Raw genomic sequence first — 15,292 nt, forward strand, 5'->3', positions numbered from 1 at the left:
TTATAGTTACGGCCGCCGTTTACTGGGGCTTCAATTCGGAGCTTCGCTTGCGCTGACCCCTCCTCTTAACCTTCCAGCACCGGGCAGGCGTCAGCCCCTATACGTCACCTTACGGTTTTGCAGAGACCTGTGTTTTTGCTAAACAGTCGCCTGGGCCTATTCACTGCGGCTCTCTCGGGCTATTCACCCTACCAGAGCACCCCTTCTCCCGAAGTTACGGGGTCATTTTGCCGAGTTCCTTAACGAGAGTTCTCTCGATCACCTTAGGATTCTCTCCTCGCCTACCTGTGTCGGTTTGCGGTACGGGCACCTCCCGCCTCGCTAGAGGCTTTTCTTGGCAGTGTGAAATCAGGGACTCCGGGGACAATTCCCCTTGCCATCACAGCCCAGCGCATCTGGAATGGGATTTGCCTCATTCCACGCCTCACTGCTTGGACGCGCATGACCAACAGCGCGCTCACCCTATCCTACTGCGTCCCCCCATTGCTGATAACGGCGGGGAGGTGGTACAGGAATATCAACCTGTTGTCCATCGTCTACGCCTATCGGCCTCGACTTAGGTCCCGACTAACCCTGAGCGGACGAGCCTTCCTCAGGAAACCTTAGGCATTCGGTGGAAGGGATTCTCACCCTTCTTTCGCTACTCATACCGGCATTCTCACTTCCAAGCGCTCCACCAGTCCTTCCGGTCTGGCTTCGACGCCCTTGGAACGCTCTCCTACCACTGACACCATCGGTGTCAATCCGCAGTTTCGGTGATCCGTTTAGCCCCGGTACATTTTCGGCGCAGCGCCACTCGACCAGTGAGCTATTACGCACTCTTTAAATGGTGGCTGCTTCTAAGCCAACATCCTGGTTGTCTGGGCAGCGCCACATCCTTTTCCACTCAACGGATACTTGGGGACCTTAACTGGCGGTCTGGGCTGTTTCCCTCTCGACCACGGATCTTATCACCCGCAGTCTGACTCCCAAACAGAAGTCATCCGGCATTCGGAGTTTGTCTGAATTCGGTAACCCGGGATGGGCCCCTCGTCCAAACAGTGCTCTACCTCCGGGACTCTTACGTTTGAGGCTAGCCCTAAAGCTATTTCGGAGAGAACCAGCTATCTCCAGGTTCGATTGGAATTTCACCGCTACCCACACCTCATCCCCGCACTTTTCAACGTACGTGGGTTCGGGCCTCCAGTAAGTGTTACCTTACCTTCACCCTGGACATGGGTAGATCACCTGGTTTCGGGTCTACGACCCCATACTCATGCGCCCTATTCAGACTCGCTTTCGCTGCGGCTCCGCCTTCTCGGCTTAACCTCGCATGGAATCGTAACTCGCCGGTTCATTCTACAAAAGGCACGCCATCACCCATTAACGGGCTCTGACAACTTGTAGGCACACGGTTTCAGGTTCTCTTTCACTCCCCTTCCGGGGTGCTTTTCACCTTTCCCTCACGGTACTGGTTCACTATCGGTCACTAGGGAGTATTTAGCCTTGGGAGATGGTCCTCCCGGATTCCGACGGAATTTCACGTGTTCCGCCGTACTCAGGATCCACTCTGGAGGGGCTGGACTTTCGGCTACGGGGCTTTTACCCGCTCTGGCGGACCTTTCCAGGTCGCTTCGCCTAACCCAGCCCTTTGTAACTCCGTATAGAGTGTCCTACAACCCCAGGAAGCAAGCTTCCTGGTTTGGGCTCTTCCCGTTTCGCTCGCCGCTACTAAGGGAATCGATGTTTCTTTCTCTTCCTCCGGGTACTTAGATGTTTCAGTTCTCCGGGTGTGCCTCGCTCACGCTATGTATTCACGTGCAGCGTACTGCCCCATTACGGGCAGTGGGTTCCCCCATTCGGAAATCTTCGGCTCAAAGCTTACTTACAGCTCCCCGAAGCATATCGGTGTTAGTTCCGTCCTTCATCGGCTCCTAGTGCCAAGGCATCCGCCGTGCGCCCTTTCTAACTTAACCTTTTCGGCATCCTGCTAGAGGTGCCATGGTTTGAGTGGTGTATTTAGCAATAAATACGGCCAGCTCGTTACAAAGCATTGCATGTTCAATCACAAAAGTGATCGACTCGGTTGATTACTTGTTACTTTCAATGTCGTTCTATCCAGTTTTCAATGAACAAATTGAAGATTATATTGTCCGGCTCGAAACGCCAGCTCGCGGTAAAGCTAACCGGTGTTTTCTGCTTTTCGATAAACCTTCAAAACTGAACGCAAAACGTCAACTTACAGATCCAAGATCTGCACTCCGTAATTATCCTTAGAAAGGAGGTGATCCAGCCGCACCTTCCGATACGGCTACCTTGTTACGACTTCACCCCAATCATCTGTCCCACCTTCGGCGGCTGGCTCCCGTAAGGGTTACCCCACCGACTTCGGGTGTTACAAACTCTCGTGGTGTGACGGGCGGTGTGTACAAGACCCGGGAACGTATTCACCGTGGCATGCTGATCCACGATTACTAGCGATTCCGGCTTCATGCAGGCGAGTTGCAGCCTGCAATCCGAACTGGGAACGGTTTTATGGGATTGGCTCCCCCTCGCGGGTTCGCAGCCCTTTGTACCGTCCATTGTAGCACGTGTGTAGCCCAGGTCATAAGGGGCATGATGATTTGACGTCATCCCCACCTTCCTCCGGTTTGTCACCGGCAGTCACCTTAGAGTGCCCAACTGAATGCTGGCAACTAAGATCAAGGGTTGCGCTCGTTGCGGGACTTAACCCAACATCTCACGACACGAGCTGACGACAACCATGCACCACCTGTCACCGCTGTCCCCGAAGGGAAAGGCATGTCTCCATGCCGGTCAGCGGGATGTCAAGACCTGGTAAGGTTCTTCGCGTTGCTTCGAATTAAACCACATGCTCCACCGCTTGTGCGGGTCCCCGTCAATTCCTTTGAGTTTCAGCCTTGCGGCCGTACTCCCCAGGCGGAGTGCTTAATGCGTTAGCTGCAGCACTAAGGGGCGGAAACCCCCTAACACTTAGCACTCATCGTTTACGGCGTGGACTACCAGGGTATCTAATCCTGTTTGCTCCCCACGCTTTCGCGCCTCAGCGTCAGTTACAGACCAGAAAGCCGCCTTCGCCACTGGTGTTCCTCCACATCTCTACGCATTTCACCGCTACACGTGGAATTCCGCTTTCCTCTTCTGCACTCAAGTCCCCCAGTTTCCAATGACCGTTCGCGGTTGAGCCGCGAGATTTCACATCAGACTTAAAGGACCGCCTGCGCGCGCTTTACGCCCAATAATTCCGGACAACGCTTGCCACCTACGTATTACCGCGGCTGCTGGCACGTAGTTAGCCGTGGCTTTCTGACGAGGTACCGTCAAGGTACGGGCAGTGACTCCCGTACGTGTTCTTCCCTCGCAACAGAACTTTACGACCCGAGAGCCTTCTTCGTTCACGCGGCGTTGCTCCATCAGACTTTCGTCCATTGTGGAAGATTCCCTACTGCTGCCTCCCGTAGGAGTCTGGGCCGTGTCTCAGTCCCAGTGTGGCCGATCACCCTCTCAGGTCGGCTACGCATCGTCGCCTTGGTAGGCCGTTACCCCACCAACTAGCTAATGCGCCGCGGGCCCATCCTGCAGTGACAGCCGAAACCGTCTTTCAGAGTTCCTCCATGCGGAGGAACTGATTATTCGGTATTAGCCCCGGTTTCCCGGAGTTATCCCCATCTGCAGGGCAGGTTGCCCACGTGTTACTCACCCGTCCGCCGCTAAATCAAGGGAGCAAGCTCCCTGTCATTCGCTCGACTTGCATGTATTAGGCACGCCGCCAGCGTTCGTCCTGAGCCAGGATCAAACTCTCCATGAATCTGGCGCGCGATACGCGGCGGATTGCGTTGTCAGCTTCAGTCGCGTGGTCGGTCACGTACTGGTGTACGTTCCCTCCCTTGCTCCTTCGTTTCCTAGCACTCCACCACGTCTCGCACACCAGTCTGGCGGACCGATCCGCAGCGCATTGCGTTGTCGACTTCATTCGTTCAGTCGGTCACGTGCCAAAGCACGCTCCCTTCTTCACTCAATCGTCTCCTAGCACTGCACTACGTCTCGATCGCCAGAGCCTCTCTTATAGAAGAAAGGTTGAAGAAATTCGAGCAGCTCGATTTCTTTGCTGGCATCTTTATGATGTCCATTGTTGTTGTTCGTCCGCCGACGGGGTCGGCTTCGGAACTTTATGTTGACGTTTTGCTGTTCAGTTTTCAAGGTTCATGTCGTTGCCGTTTGTTTTAGCAGCAACTTTATTATCTTACCACTCTGTTCATTCGTTGTCAACAACTTTCTTCAACTTTCTTTTCGAAGGTTATTTTCAGTTGTTTGTTTCGAATGTCTCAAGCGGAACGTTATCTATAATAACACCTTAGCTACCAAGGCGCAATACCTTTTTGAAAATAACTTTTAAAAGTCGTCCGGATGCTTGTGTTCTTTGCCTTTCCCGGCTCTGTCCAAGTAAAAGACCTTCACCGCCTTGTGATCAAGGAGGGAAGGTCTTGCCCGAATACTATTCGTCTAACAGCTTTCTCTGCCTCTTAGAGAAAAAGGGCAAACGCACAGATGGCGGCGAGTCCTGGGATGCCGAGAATCGCAAGCAGAAGCCCGCTTGCAATATTGACAGGGAAATAGATCCCGACAAACCCGCCGGCGATGTTTAATAGAAACAGGCCAAGGAACGCGAATGCAAGACGCACCCAAAAGATCGATGCTTTTTCAAATATGCGCTTGATTTGTTTCTTATTGAGCATCAACAGGACGAGCAGTAGTGCGCCAACTGCCAGTATGGGGATGATTTTCACGGAAACGCTCCTTTCGGATGGATGGTCCATTGTATGCGTCCCCGTGCTCAGATATCAATCCACCCCTAAACGGCGGGCCTTCGCTTCCCGGAATAAGCAGAAGTGCTTGCTTTCTGCTATCTTCCTCCGTGTAATCACTTCTATATCATAATCATTCAAGTATTTTTCGATTTCCTTTGCCTGCTCCCACTCATGCTTCGTGTCCAGCATAAGATTGCGGAGCTTGTCATCGAATTCGGTTTTCAGTTTCCGTTTCCGTCCGAACATCTCGCTCTCCCCTTACAGTTGCCGTCTTCCTTCCAGCGCTTTCGATAATGTCACTTCGTCCGCATATTCCAGGTCGCCACCGACAGGAAGTCCATGGGCGATCCGTGTTGTTGTAATGCCGGATGGTTTGACGAGGCGTGATATATACATCGCCGTCGCTTCCCCTTCTATTGTAGGATTCGTTGCGAGGATCAATTCTTGCACCTCTTCATCCTGCAGCCGATTCAGCAGCGAAGGGACATTGATATCTTCCGGGCCGATGCCGTCCATAGGTGAGATGGCGCCATGCAGAACATGATAAAGGCCGTTATAATCACGCATCTTTTCCATGGCGATCACATCTTTCGGGTCTTGCACGACGCAGATCATCGAGCGGTCCCGCGACTGGTCCTGGCAAATATGGCACGGATCGATATCGGTGATATGCCCGCAGACGGAGCAGAACCGCAGATTCCGTTTCGCATCGACCAACGCTTTCGCAAAATCAAGGACGGTGTCTTCTTTCATTCCTAATACAAAAAACGCCAGCCGGCCCGCGGTTTTCGGGCCGATGCCTGGCAATTTCATAAAACTATCAATCAGTTTCGATATCGGTTCTGGATAATGCATGTATCTTCCTCCTAGAACATGCCAGGAAGGTTCAATCCTTTCGTGAATTGCCCCATCGTGGAGTTCGTTAGTTCTTCCGCTTTCGCCATCGCTTCATTTGTAGCAATCACGATCAAGTCCTGCAGCATTTCCACATCTTCCGGATCAACAACGGATGGATCGATTTCCACTTCAAGCACTTCTTTATGCCCCGAGACGATGACCTTCACCATGCCGCCTCCAGCTGTTCCTTCCATACGCTTGTCGCCAAGCTCCTCCTGTGCTTCCGCCATCTTCTTCTGCATCTTCTGCATCTGTTTCATCATGCCTTGCATATTTCCCATGCCGCGCATATCAAGTTCCTCCTCTTATAATTAATCATCATGAATAGTTATGAACTCTTTGCCGAACCGTTTCTCTGCCTCCGCTACAATCGGATCCTCCAGCTGCTGTTCCACTTCTTTCATGAAGGAAGGGGTCTCTTCACCTGATGAATCGGACTGCTGTTTCCGCCCGTTCGCCCTGATGAAGTCCTCACGCACCTTCAGCCATGCCTCTTCCGGGATATAGATGACATCATATGTCTTCCCGGTTCTAGATAAAAGGGCATCAGAAAGGCCAGATCGGAGGGAGTCATTCTCTGACGCCATCCGGCAATGAATCTCATATTTGAATTTTAACACAAACGCGTCCCCGGATGCCGCTACGGGTTCTGTCTCCTCGAGCAAAGCGGCATGCGATTTTTGGAGGGCTTGCATCATGCGGGCCCACTCTTCGCGTATTGTTGTGATATCTTCCCGTGTGGCCTTGGAAAGGATATCATGGATTTTCCCGGTTGGCACCTTAATAGACTGTACTGTCTTGGATGGGTTCCGTTTTGGCGCAGGTGCTCCGCCACCCGCATCTGCAAGAGGGACGCCGGACGCCAGTTTCTGCTGAAGGTCCGCTACCGTCCGCATAAGCTCCGCCACTTTGTTCCCGAGCGCCGGGTCTGTTTGCCCCGGGGCACTGGCTGCCTGCTGCGGCGCTTCCAGATGGATCATCCGAAGCAGTGCGGCTTCCACATACACTTTCGCATGGTTGGAAAAGCGCATCTCCTGCTGTGTTTTCGACAGGATATCGATATAGGAATAGAGGGTCTCCATCTCGAATGCATTTGCGAGCGAGATGAAACGCTCTTCCGCAGGAATCAGTTCCAGCAGTTCGCCGAGCCCTGGCGCTGAGCGAAGCAGCAGCAGATCCCGGAAGAAGGTGATCAGATCCTCCGCCAGCCTTGAAACATCCTTCCCCTCCGCAATCAGCTGGTCGAGCAGCGACAATGCCGCCCCTGCTTCCTTGGAAAGGAGTGATTCCGCTAATTCATAGAAGACATTCTCTCCGACAGCTCCCGTGACGAGAAGCGCCCCATCCGCCGTGATCTGCTCTCCGCTGAAGGATGCGGCCTGGTCCAGCATGCTGAGCGCATCCCGCATCCCGCCGGAAGCTGCCTGGGCAATCACTTTAAGCGCAGACTCCTCTGCCTCGATTCCCGTATCTGCAAGCACGTCTTTCATGCGCGAGACGATCTCTGCGGATGTAATCGGTTTAAAGTCGAAACGCTGGCATCTTGAGATGATGGTGAGCGGCAGTTTATGCGGTTCCGTCGTTGCGAGAATGAACACCGCATGAGGAGGCGGTTCTTCAAGCGTTTTCAGGAGGGCGTTGAAGGCGGAATTCGAGAGCATATGCACTTCATCGATAATATACACTTTGAAGCGGGCATTCGCCGGAGCAAAGCGGACTTTTTCAATGATGTCGCGCATTTCCTCGACGCGTGAATTGGATGCTGCGTCAAACTCGATGACATCCGTGTTCGAGCCTTCCGTTATGCTGCGGCATGTGGCACATTCATTGCATGGTTCCTTCGCAGGTCCCCTTTCGCAGTTGAGCGCTTTCGCAAACACTTTCGCTGCACTCGTCTTACCTGTCCCCCGAGGCCCGGAAAACAAGTATGCGTGCGTCGTCTTCTGATGAAGCAATGCATTTTGAAGCGTCTGCTTCACATGGTGCTGGCCGGACATCTCCGCGAAGGATTGCGGCCTGTAAACACGGTAAAACGCCTGATACGCCAACGGTTTCACTCCTTTCCGAACGTAATGGATACTACTTCAATTATAACATAAACCGGTCCTGTCTTCAGGTGCAATCGCCCGAAGACAGACACACAAAAAACCCGCCCGCTGAATGCGGACGGGTTGTAACATACAAAGTTATTGCCGTGCACCTTGCTCTGACTGCCGCACATAAGCGTTACTCCTGTCGACAGCTCAGCCTAGGCGACCCCGCGGCACATGGAAAATTCCACTTAATGCTGCTTCCTTCCGGACCTGACATGGTTCATGGGTCCCCATTGCGCAGGACCAGGGCGTCAACGCTACGTGCAAGAGGCAGACCTTACAATACGGACAGCCTCGGCAAGGGATTCAGTCTTGCTAGAGCGGGTTGCAAGTTACAGGGCACCGCTACCTCCCCACCTAGCACGGCATGTATTAGTATACCTTTTTTATAGATATAAATCAAATGGAAAACTGAATTGATCCTGGCGAGGCTTTTCCGGAAACACCCTGAACTAGCTTTTTTCCGTCCTGCCCTGCATATCTCTGCTGCTAAAATTAAATATGTTGACGCCGATTGTAATCCATGATATGATGTTCCCTGTCTGAAACGGAGGAATACCCAAGTCCGGCTGAAGGGATCGGTCTTGAAAACCGACAGGGGTGTTAAAGCCCGCGGGGGTTCGAATCCCTCTTCCTCCGCCATTTATTTTAAAAAAGCGCATAGGTTGGAGATAAAGTCTGTTACATTCTATGTAATGGATTTTTTTTATGCCTTCCGTCAGATAGATGCCCCTCAGCCATGGCTGGAGCGGGCATCTTTTTTACTTTCGCATCCGGCTTCGGAAGGTGTTGCCGCAATGCTGCGGTAAAACGGGAATTCTTGTTCTAGCCGCTTTGCCATCCGGGTCTGGTCCCCTTCCCTTACAGCGATAAAAAGGGATGGCCCCGCCCCGCTGATCGTCACGCCGAACGCGCCATGCTCCCGGCAGAAGTTCCGGATTGCATCGAACTCGGGAAGCAATTGTTTTCGGTAAGGCACGTGGAATTGGTCTTTCTCCATCATCCGGCCGGCGATTTCCCAATTGCCTGCCCCTATCGCAGCGACTAGGAGGTTCCCCGCCCCGCTGGATTCTGCTGCAACCTTATGGGGCACTTCAGCTGGAAGCAGTCCCCGCGATTCCTCTGTCTTCAATGCGTTCGGCGGGATGAGCAGGACGACGCCGATCCGGGGAGCCGGGAGGCGGATCAGCTCCAGCTCTCCGGAAGATGCGGAATAGGCGACTGTCACGCCTCCGAGCAGTGCCGCCGCCACATTGTCGGCATGCCCTTCTAGTGTGCTGCCGATCCTCACTTTCTCCATGTCGGAGAGGTTCAGACCGTAGCAGCGGTCTGCGATCTCTATTCCTGCCGCGATGGCGGTCGCACTGCTGCCGAGTCCTTTGCCGAGCGGAATGGGGGAAGAAACGGTGAGGGACAGCGGGCTCGCTTCCCTGCCGAATTGTCCTGCGACTGCGAGAATCGTCTGCACGATGAGGTTGGATCGGTCCGCCGGGAGGCCGCTGTATTCCTCCTCCCTGTACACGACGCTCCACTCATCCGCCTCGCGCACCTCCACTGTCATATAAAGTGCAAGCGCCATCCCGATGCTGTCGTAGCCAGGCCCGAGATTCGCCGTCGTCGCTGGCACTAAAGCCGTGAACAAGGGCGCCGTCATCACTTCGCTCCTTCTTTCAGACTGCCGAGGAACGATTCGAACTCTTCCATTGTCATGAACGGCTGCCCCTCATTCACGCGGATGGCCGTTTCCGGATCCTTCAGTCCATTACCGGTCAGCACACCGACGATAGTCGATCCCTTCTCGATCTCCCCAGCATCCAGCCGTTTTTTAATACCAGCGATCGTCGCGCAGGAGGCAGGTTCTGCAAAAATGCCGTCCGTCCTCGCGAGCAGCTGGTATGCTTCCAGTATTTCCTGATCTGTAGCGGACAGGATGGCCCCGCCGCTTTCCTGCAGTGCCGCAGTTGCGAGATGCCAGCTCGCCGGATTGCCGATTCGGATAGCGGTTGCAACGGTTTCCGGTTCTTTGAATACACGGCCATAGACGATCGGCGCCGCCCCGTCCGCCTGTACGCCCAACAGTTTCGGCACGCCGGATCCTTTCTTTTCGTCATACTCCTTGAACCCTTTCCAGGCGGCCGAAATATTCCCCGCATTTCCGACCGGCAGCGCGAAGATGTCCGGTACCTTGCCGAGTTGCTCGATCGTCTCAAACGCAATTGTCTTCTGGCCTTCCAGTCGATGCGGATTCACCGAGTTGACGAGGGCGATCTTACCCTCGCCGGCTTTCCGGACCATGCGCAGCGCTTCGTCGAAATTCCCTTCGATCGCAAGGATTTCAGCTCCGTACATCTTCGCCTGGGCAAGCTTCCCGAGAGCGATCCGGCCTTCCGGGATGACGACGATTGTCCGCATGCCCGCCCTTGCGCCGTAAGCGGCAGCGGATGCGGAAGTATTGCCGGTGGATGCACAGATGAGCGCCGTCTTCCCTTCTTCTTTTGCCTTGGCGACCGCCATCACCATGCCGCGGTCCTTGAAGGAGCCTGTCGGATTCGTCCCTTCCGTCTTGACATACAGATCCACTCCCCATTCCTTCGAAAGGTTTGCCAGGTGGATCAGCGGCGTATTCCCTTCCTGCAGTGTAAGATCTGGCGTCTTGTCCGTAACGGGCAGCCATTCTTTATATTCCTCGATCAATCCATTCCATCGTCTCATCGTTCTTCCCCCTCGACCCGATAGTAGCTCAAGACCTCCAGCACTTCGGGTGTATTTTTCAGTTCTTCCATGATATCGAGATGCTGCCTGCGGGAGATTTCATGTGTCATCATGATCAGATTGACGCCTTCCGTCCCTTTCGCGGCACGCTGGACGACGGTTGCGAGGCTTGCCCCGTGGCTGCTGTAGACGGCGGACAGTTTCGTCAGCACGCCAACTTCGTCTTTAACAGCCAGCCGGTGGAAATAGCGTCCGAAAATCTCGCTGTCCTGCTTCCGTATGCTTTCAAACTGCGGCGCATGCTGCCGTTTGCCGTTCACCCCGAGCAGCAAGTTCCGGCAGGCGGCGATGATATCGCCTGTCACGGATGTCGCCGTCGGGAGGGAACCTGCCCCCGGCCCATAGAACATCGTCTCGCCAACCGCATCGCCATGCACGTATACGGCGTTGAACTCGTTATTGACGGAAGCGAGCGGATGTTCATTCGGGATGAAAACGGGTTCGACCGCCACTTCAAACAGGTCGCCGTCCTTCTTCGCGGTTCCGGCGAGTTTAATCGTATAGCCGAACTGGTCTGCTAGTTCCACGTCACCCTTTTGGATGGCGGACAGGCCGCGGACTAGCACGTCGTCTAGCCGAACTTCCGTCGAGAAGGCAAGCGACGCAAGGATGACCATTTTGCGCGCCGCGTCGATTCCGTCCACATCCGCTGACGGGTCGGCTTCCGCGAAACCGAGCTCCATCGCCTCCCGGAGGGCTTCTTCATATGTCTTCTGTTCAAGTTTCATTTTGGTGAGGATGAAATTCGTCGTTCCGTTCACGATGCCCGCAATTTTATGGATCCGGTCTGACGCAAGTCCTTCTTCCAGCGTCCGGATGAGCGGGATGCCGCCTCCGACACTCGCTTCGTAGAACAGATCGCATTTATGCTCATCCGCAAGTCGCAGCAACTCAAAGCCGTATTGCGCGATGACATCCTTATTTGCGGTGACGACTCCTTTGCCTGCCCGCAGCGAGCATTCGATTGCATCTTTCGCCTCTGTCGTCCCGCCCATCACTTCGACAATCAGATCGATTGCAGGATCATCGATGACCTCAGCCAGCTCCGTCGTGAAGACGTCATGATCCAGGTCAGTGTCCCTCTTTTTATTTGCATCTTTTACAAGGACTTTTTTTATTTTGACCGGAACGCCCAGCTTATGGCTTAAATTGTCGCGATGCGCATGAAGAATTTTCGCGACCCCGCTTCCGACAACGCCAAAACCGAGCAGTCCTATGTTGATCTCACTCTTCATCATCAAAACCCCTATTCGTGTGCACTATAAAAACACAAACGTATTTTCCATAGGGACATTATAGAGAAATATAACTTCAATAACAACCCCGTTTATGTTAAAGTTCAATATATCATGCAATTGCCCATTTTTTAAATGAAGGATTTGATGACTATGAAAGTATGTAAATTCGGCGGCACATCTGTTGCATCAGCCGAACAGATTCGTAAAGTGGTAGATATTGTCGCTTCGGATGCAAGCCGGCGGATTGTCGTCGTCTCTGCGCCCGGGAAGCGTGATGCAAATGATACGAAAGTGACCGACCTGCTCATCCAGCTCGGAGAAGCGGCGCTTGAAGGGGCAGAGACGGAATTCAAGCTGCTGCGGGTCGTCGACCGGTTCCGGGATATTGCAGGTGAACTCGGCCTGCCCCTTTCTGTTATGGAAATGATAGACGAGGATATCCGGACGCGGCTGCTTGCTGACCGGAGTGACGCTGCGGTGTTCATGGATCAGATGAAAGCTGCAGGCGAGGATAATAATGCGAAGATGATCGCCGCCTATTTCCGCCTGCTCGGCTACGATGCGAAATACGTGAACCCGAAAGATGCAGGGCTTCTGGTCACTGACCGCCCACGCCAAGTGCGGGCGCTGCCGGAAACGGATGAACTTCTCTCCAGCCTGCGCGATGAGGAGTCACTCATCGTATTCCCAGGATTCTTCGGCTTTACAAAAGACGGGACACTCCGCACCTTCAACCGCGGCGGCTCTGATATTACAGGATCCATCGTGGCGTCTGCGGTGGAAGCGGAGCTGTATGAAAACTTCACGGACGTGGACTCCGTTTTTGCAGCCAATCCGACGGTTATTGAAAATCCAGTGCCGATCGAAACGATGACGTACCGGGAAATGCGGGAACTGGCATATGCCGGATTCTCCGTCTTCCACGACGAGGCACTCATTCCGGCATTCCGAAAGTCGATCCCGGTCGCCATTAAAAACACGAATAATCCGCAAGCACCCGGCACATCCGTCGTCAAAGAGCGCTCCTATGACGAACAGCAAGTGATCGGCATTGCGGCGGACAGCGGATTCACGACAATCTACGTTGATAAATACCTGATGAACCTGGAGATCGGATTCGGCCGCAAGCTGCTCCAGATCTTTGAAGAAGAAGACATCTCATATGAACATACGCCGTCCGGCATCGATAACCTGTCCATCATCATCCGGAGCTGTTATTTATCGAAAGAGAAAGAGGAACGCATCGTCGCACGGATCCATCGCGACCTGGAGCCAGACGCTGTAATAGTGGAACACGACTACTCGATGGTCGTCCTCGTGGGAGAGGGCATGCAGTACACGACTGGGCTTGCCGCTCGCGCCGCCATGGCGATTGCGCGGACAGGCACCAATATCGAGATGATCAACCAAGGATCGTCCGAGGTCAGTCTCGTGTTCGGCGTGAAGAAAAACGACGAGGATAAGATTCTGAAGGAGCTGTACAAGGAATTTTTCGTGAAATCGGAAGTCCATATATGAAAAAACGCGGATTGGCTTGTGCCATCCGCGTTTTTCGTTTTATTTCTTAAGGAGTGCCGACAAGTTCAGCATATGACCGATCCGCTCCACGATCGACTCGACTTCTTCGGGCCGGTTCACTAAATCGTAGTCTGTAATGTCAATCCGCAGCACCGGGCATGAATTGAATGATCCGATCCATTGCTGGTAGCGGTGGTAGAGCTCTTCCCAGTAAGTGACTGGTGTCTGCTGCTCCATATCCCTTCCGCGTTCTTGAATGCGGGAGAGGATGGTATCGAACGGGCCGTCAAGATAGATGAGCAGGTCTGGATGCGGGAAATACGGCGTCATGACCATCGCTTCGAACAGTTTCGTATACGTCTCGAAGTCGACCGGATCCATCGTCCCCTCGTCCTTGTGCATCTTTGCAAAGATACCCGTGTCTTCATAGATCGAGCGGTCCTGGATGAAGCCGCCGCCATATTCAAAGATGCGTTTCTGTTCTTTGAAGCGCTCTGCCAGGAAATAAATTTGAAGATGGAAGCTCCATTTCGAGAAATCATCATAGAATTTATCCAAATAAGGGTTATCATCGACGTTCTCGAGGGATGTCCGGAAACCGAGAGCATTTGCAAGTGCATGTGTCATCGTCGATTTGCCGACGCCTACCGTACCGGCGATCGTGATGACCGCGTTCTTCGGAATCCCGTATCGTTCTTGTAAATTCATCGTACTGCTCCTTTTTGTATCGTCTCATCGACTTGTTTCAATATGGCCTTGAGGTCTGCCTCATTGCTGACGAAATCCATTTCATCCCCGTTGAATCGCAGCACCGGAATTTCCGGATGAGCCTCTTCGAAATCAGTGATGAATATTTCGTAATCCGCTGACAGGCGCGCCAGATATGCAGGCTCGATATGCTTCTCGAATTCCCGGCCGCGCAGTGCAATCCGTTTCATCAATGTCTCAAGTGATGCATTGAGATAGATGATGACATTCGGCATTGGCATGTCCCGCGTCAGGATCGAATAGATCTCTTCATATTTCGCATATTCCTTCGCCGGCAGTGTACGCCGCGCAAAGATGAGATTCTTGAAGATATGGTAATCCGCAACAACAGGCAGCTGCTTGTCGAGGAAATGGGTCTGGATGTCGCTTAGCTGTTTATATCGGTTGCAGAGGAAGAACATTTCCGTCTGGAAACTCCATTCCTCGATATTCTCATAAAATTTATCCAAAAACGGATTTTCGCTGACAATCTCGCTGAGCTGATGGAAGTGGTATGTATCCGCGATTGCATTAGATAACGTCGTCTTGCCGATCCCGATCGGCCCTTCCACCGTGATGAATGGAACTGACATGGGCAAAGTTCTCCTTCACTTTTCGTTTGCTGCTCTCCATTTTACCACACGAGCATAATGAAACATAGACGCTGACAGCAATTTGAAAGGAATGATACACTGGAAAGAAGGAGCGATCACTATGGACCAATCTTTTATGGATGAACAATATATGCTGCTTGCAATCGAGGAAGCACGGAAAGCGGAAGCACTCGGCGAAGTGCCGATCGGCTGCGTCATCGTGAAAAACGGCGAGGTGATTGCGAGCGCCCATAACCTCAGGGAGACATCGCAAAATGCCGTCACCCATGCGGAGTTATCCGCCATCCAGGACGCCTGCCGGGAAGTCGGCTATTGGCGGCTTGAAGACACGGTTCTCTATGTCACGCTTGAGCCATGCCCGATGTGCGCCGGTGCCATTCTGCAGTCGAGGATCCCGAGGGTTGTCTACGGGGCACGCGATCCGAAAGGGGGCTGCGTCCATACGCTATACCAGCTGCTGAACGACAGCCGGTTCAACCACGAATGTCTCGTCACGGAAGGTGTTCTCGGCAATGAATGCGGGGAGATGCTCACAGCGTTCTTCCGGGGGCTCCGGGAGAAAAAGAAAGCGCAGAAAAAAGCCATGCGGGAGGCCGATTGACCTC

General features: G+C 53.3%; 12 protein-coding genes, 1 tRNA gene, 2 rRNA genes and 1 other RNA gene (1 of these 16 running past the window's edge). 3 read left to right on the top strand and 13 right to left on the bottom strand.

Annotated features, from left to right (window positions below; all coding sequences use genetic code 11):
- The 8 genes from ACZ5FK_RS09615 to ffs all read right to left on the bottom strand — a co-directional run.
- Positions 1 to 1,955: ribosomal RNA gene (locus ACZ5FK_RS09615) — 23S ribosomal RNA — on the bottom strand; it reaches 980 nt to the left of the window's first position.
- Between the two features lie 301 nt (positions 1,956 to 2,256).
- Positions 2,257 to 3,808, bottom strand: a 16S ribosomal RNA gene (locus ACZ5FK_RS09620).
- The 16S and 23S rRNA genes sit together here, the layout of an rRNA operon.
- Before the next feature lie 715 nt (positions 3,809 to 4,523).
- The gene (locus tag ACZ5FK_RS09625) at positions 4,524 to 4,817 is read right to left on the bottom strand and encodes a pro-sigmaK processing inhibitor BofA family protein (protein ID WP_464804694.1); all 294 of its coding nucleotides are present in this window, start codon (positions 4,815 to 4,817) and stop codon (positions 4,524 to 4,526) included.
- A 24-nt stretch (positions 4,818 to 4,841) separates the two neighbouring features.
- Positions 4,842 to 5,054: a YaaL family protein gene (locus tag ACZ5FK_RS09630; protein ID WP_464804695.1), complete on the bottom strand. Its 213-nt coding sequence runs from the start codon at positions 5,052 to 5,054 to the stop codon at positions 4,842 to 4,844.
- Between the two features lie 12 nt (positions 5,055 to 5,066).
- Positions 5,067 to 5,663, bottom strand: a complete 597-nt coding sequence (recR, locus tag ACZ5FK_RS09635) for a recombination mediator RecR (protein ID WP_464804696.1) — start codon at positions 5,661 to 5,663, stop codon at positions 5,067 to 5,069.
- A gap of 11 nt (positions 5,664 to 5,674) precedes the next feature.
- Entirely contained in the window at positions 5,675 to 5,995 is a 321-nt protein-coding gene (locus tag ACZ5FK_RS09640) for a YbaB/EbfC family nucleoid-associated protein (RefSeq protein ID WP_464804697.1), read from the bottom strand.
- Positions 5,996 to 6,016: 21 nt separating this feature from the next.
- Entirely contained in the window at positions 6,017 to 7,753 is a 1,737-nt protein-coding gene (gene dnaX, locus ACZ5FK_RS09645; RefSeq protein WP_464804698.1) for a DNA polymerase III subunit gamma/tau, read from the bottom strand.
- 144 nt (positions 7,754 to 7,897) lie between these two features.
- Positions 7,898 to 8,164, bottom strand: an RNA gene (gene ffs, locus ACZ5FK_RS09650) — signal recognition particle sRNA large type.
- A gap of 183 nt (positions 8,165 to 8,347) precedes the next feature.
- Between ffs and ACZ5FK_RS09655 the strand changes: the two genes are divergently transcribed.
- Positions 8,348 to 8,440: transfer RNA gene (locus ACZ5FK_RS09655), tRNA-Ser, on the top strand.
- Between the two features lie 91 nt (positions 8,441 to 8,531).
- On the opposite strand, the gene thrB is transcribed toward ACZ5FK_RS09655, so the two are convergent.
- The 3 genes from thrB to ACZ5FK_RS09670 are packed head-to-tail and all read right to left on the bottom strand — an operon-like array spanning position 8,532 to position 11,805.
- A complete protein-coding gene (thrB, locus tag ACZ5FK_RS09660; protein WP_464804699.1) occupies positions 8,532 to 9,452 on the bottom strand; it encodes a homoserine kinase in 921 nt (306 codons plus the stop codon).
- Positions 9,452 to 10,510 carry a threonine synthase gene (gene thrC / locus ACZ5FK_RS09665; RefSeq protein WP_464804700.1) on the bottom strand — a complete coding sequence of 353 codons (1,059 nt, stop codon included), beginning with the start codon at positions 10,508 to 10,510 and terminating at the stop codon, positions 9,452 to 9,454. The genes thrB and thrC overlap by 1 nt, the downstream gene beginning before the upstream one ends.
- A complete protein-coding gene (locus tag ACZ5FK_RS09670) occupies positions 10,507 to 11,805 on the bottom strand; it encodes a homoserine dehydrogenase (protein ID WP_464804701.1) in 1,299 nt (432 codons plus the stop codon). Before ACZ5FK_RS09670 ends, thrC begins: the two co-directional genes overlap by 4 nt.
- A gap of 153 nt (positions 11,806 to 11,958) precedes the next feature.
- On the opposite strand from ACZ5FK_RS09670, the gene ACZ5FK_RS09675 reads away from it, so the two are divergent.
- On the top strand, positions 11,959 to 13,326 hold the full coding sequence (locus ACZ5FK_RS09675) for an aspartate kinase (protein WP_464804702.1): 1,368 nt from the start codon (positions 11,959 to 11,961) through the stop codon (positions 13,324 to 13,326).
- 39 nt (positions 13,327 to 13,365) lie between these two features.
- On the opposite strand, the gene ACZ5FK_RS09680 is transcribed toward ACZ5FK_RS09675, so the two are convergent.
- Together ACZ5FK_RS09680 and ACZ5FK_RS09685 are read right to left on the bottom strand one after the other, a co-directional pair.
- Positions 13,366 to 14,034, bottom strand: coding sequence for a deoxynucleoside kinase (locus ACZ5FK_RS09680; protein WP_464804703.1), 669 nt, complete (start codon positions 14,032 to 14,034; stop codon positions 13,366 to 13,368).
- The gene (locus ACZ5FK_RS09685) at positions 14,031 to 14,666 is read right to left on the bottom strand and encodes a deoxynucleoside kinase (RefSeq protein ID WP_464804704.1); all 636 of its coding nucleotides are present in this window, start codon (positions 14,664 to 14,666) and stop codon (positions 14,031 to 14,033) included. Before ACZ5FK_RS09685 ends, ACZ5FK_RS09680 begins: the two co-directional genes overlap by 4 nt.
- A 121-nt stretch (positions 14,667 to 14,787) precedes the next feature.
- Here ACZ5FK_RS09685 and tadA point away from each other — a divergent pair, with 121 nt between their 5' ends.
- On the top strand, positions 14,788 to 15,288 hold the full coding sequence (gene tadA / locus ACZ5FK_RS09690; protein WP_464804705.1) for a tRNA adenosine(34) deaminase TadA: 501 nt from the start codon (positions 14,788 to 14,790) through the stop codon (positions 15,286 to 15,288).
- Positions 15,289 to 15,292: the final 4 nt, after the last annotated feature.

This window comes from Sporosarcina sp. GTC18466 (assembly GCF_055389225.1).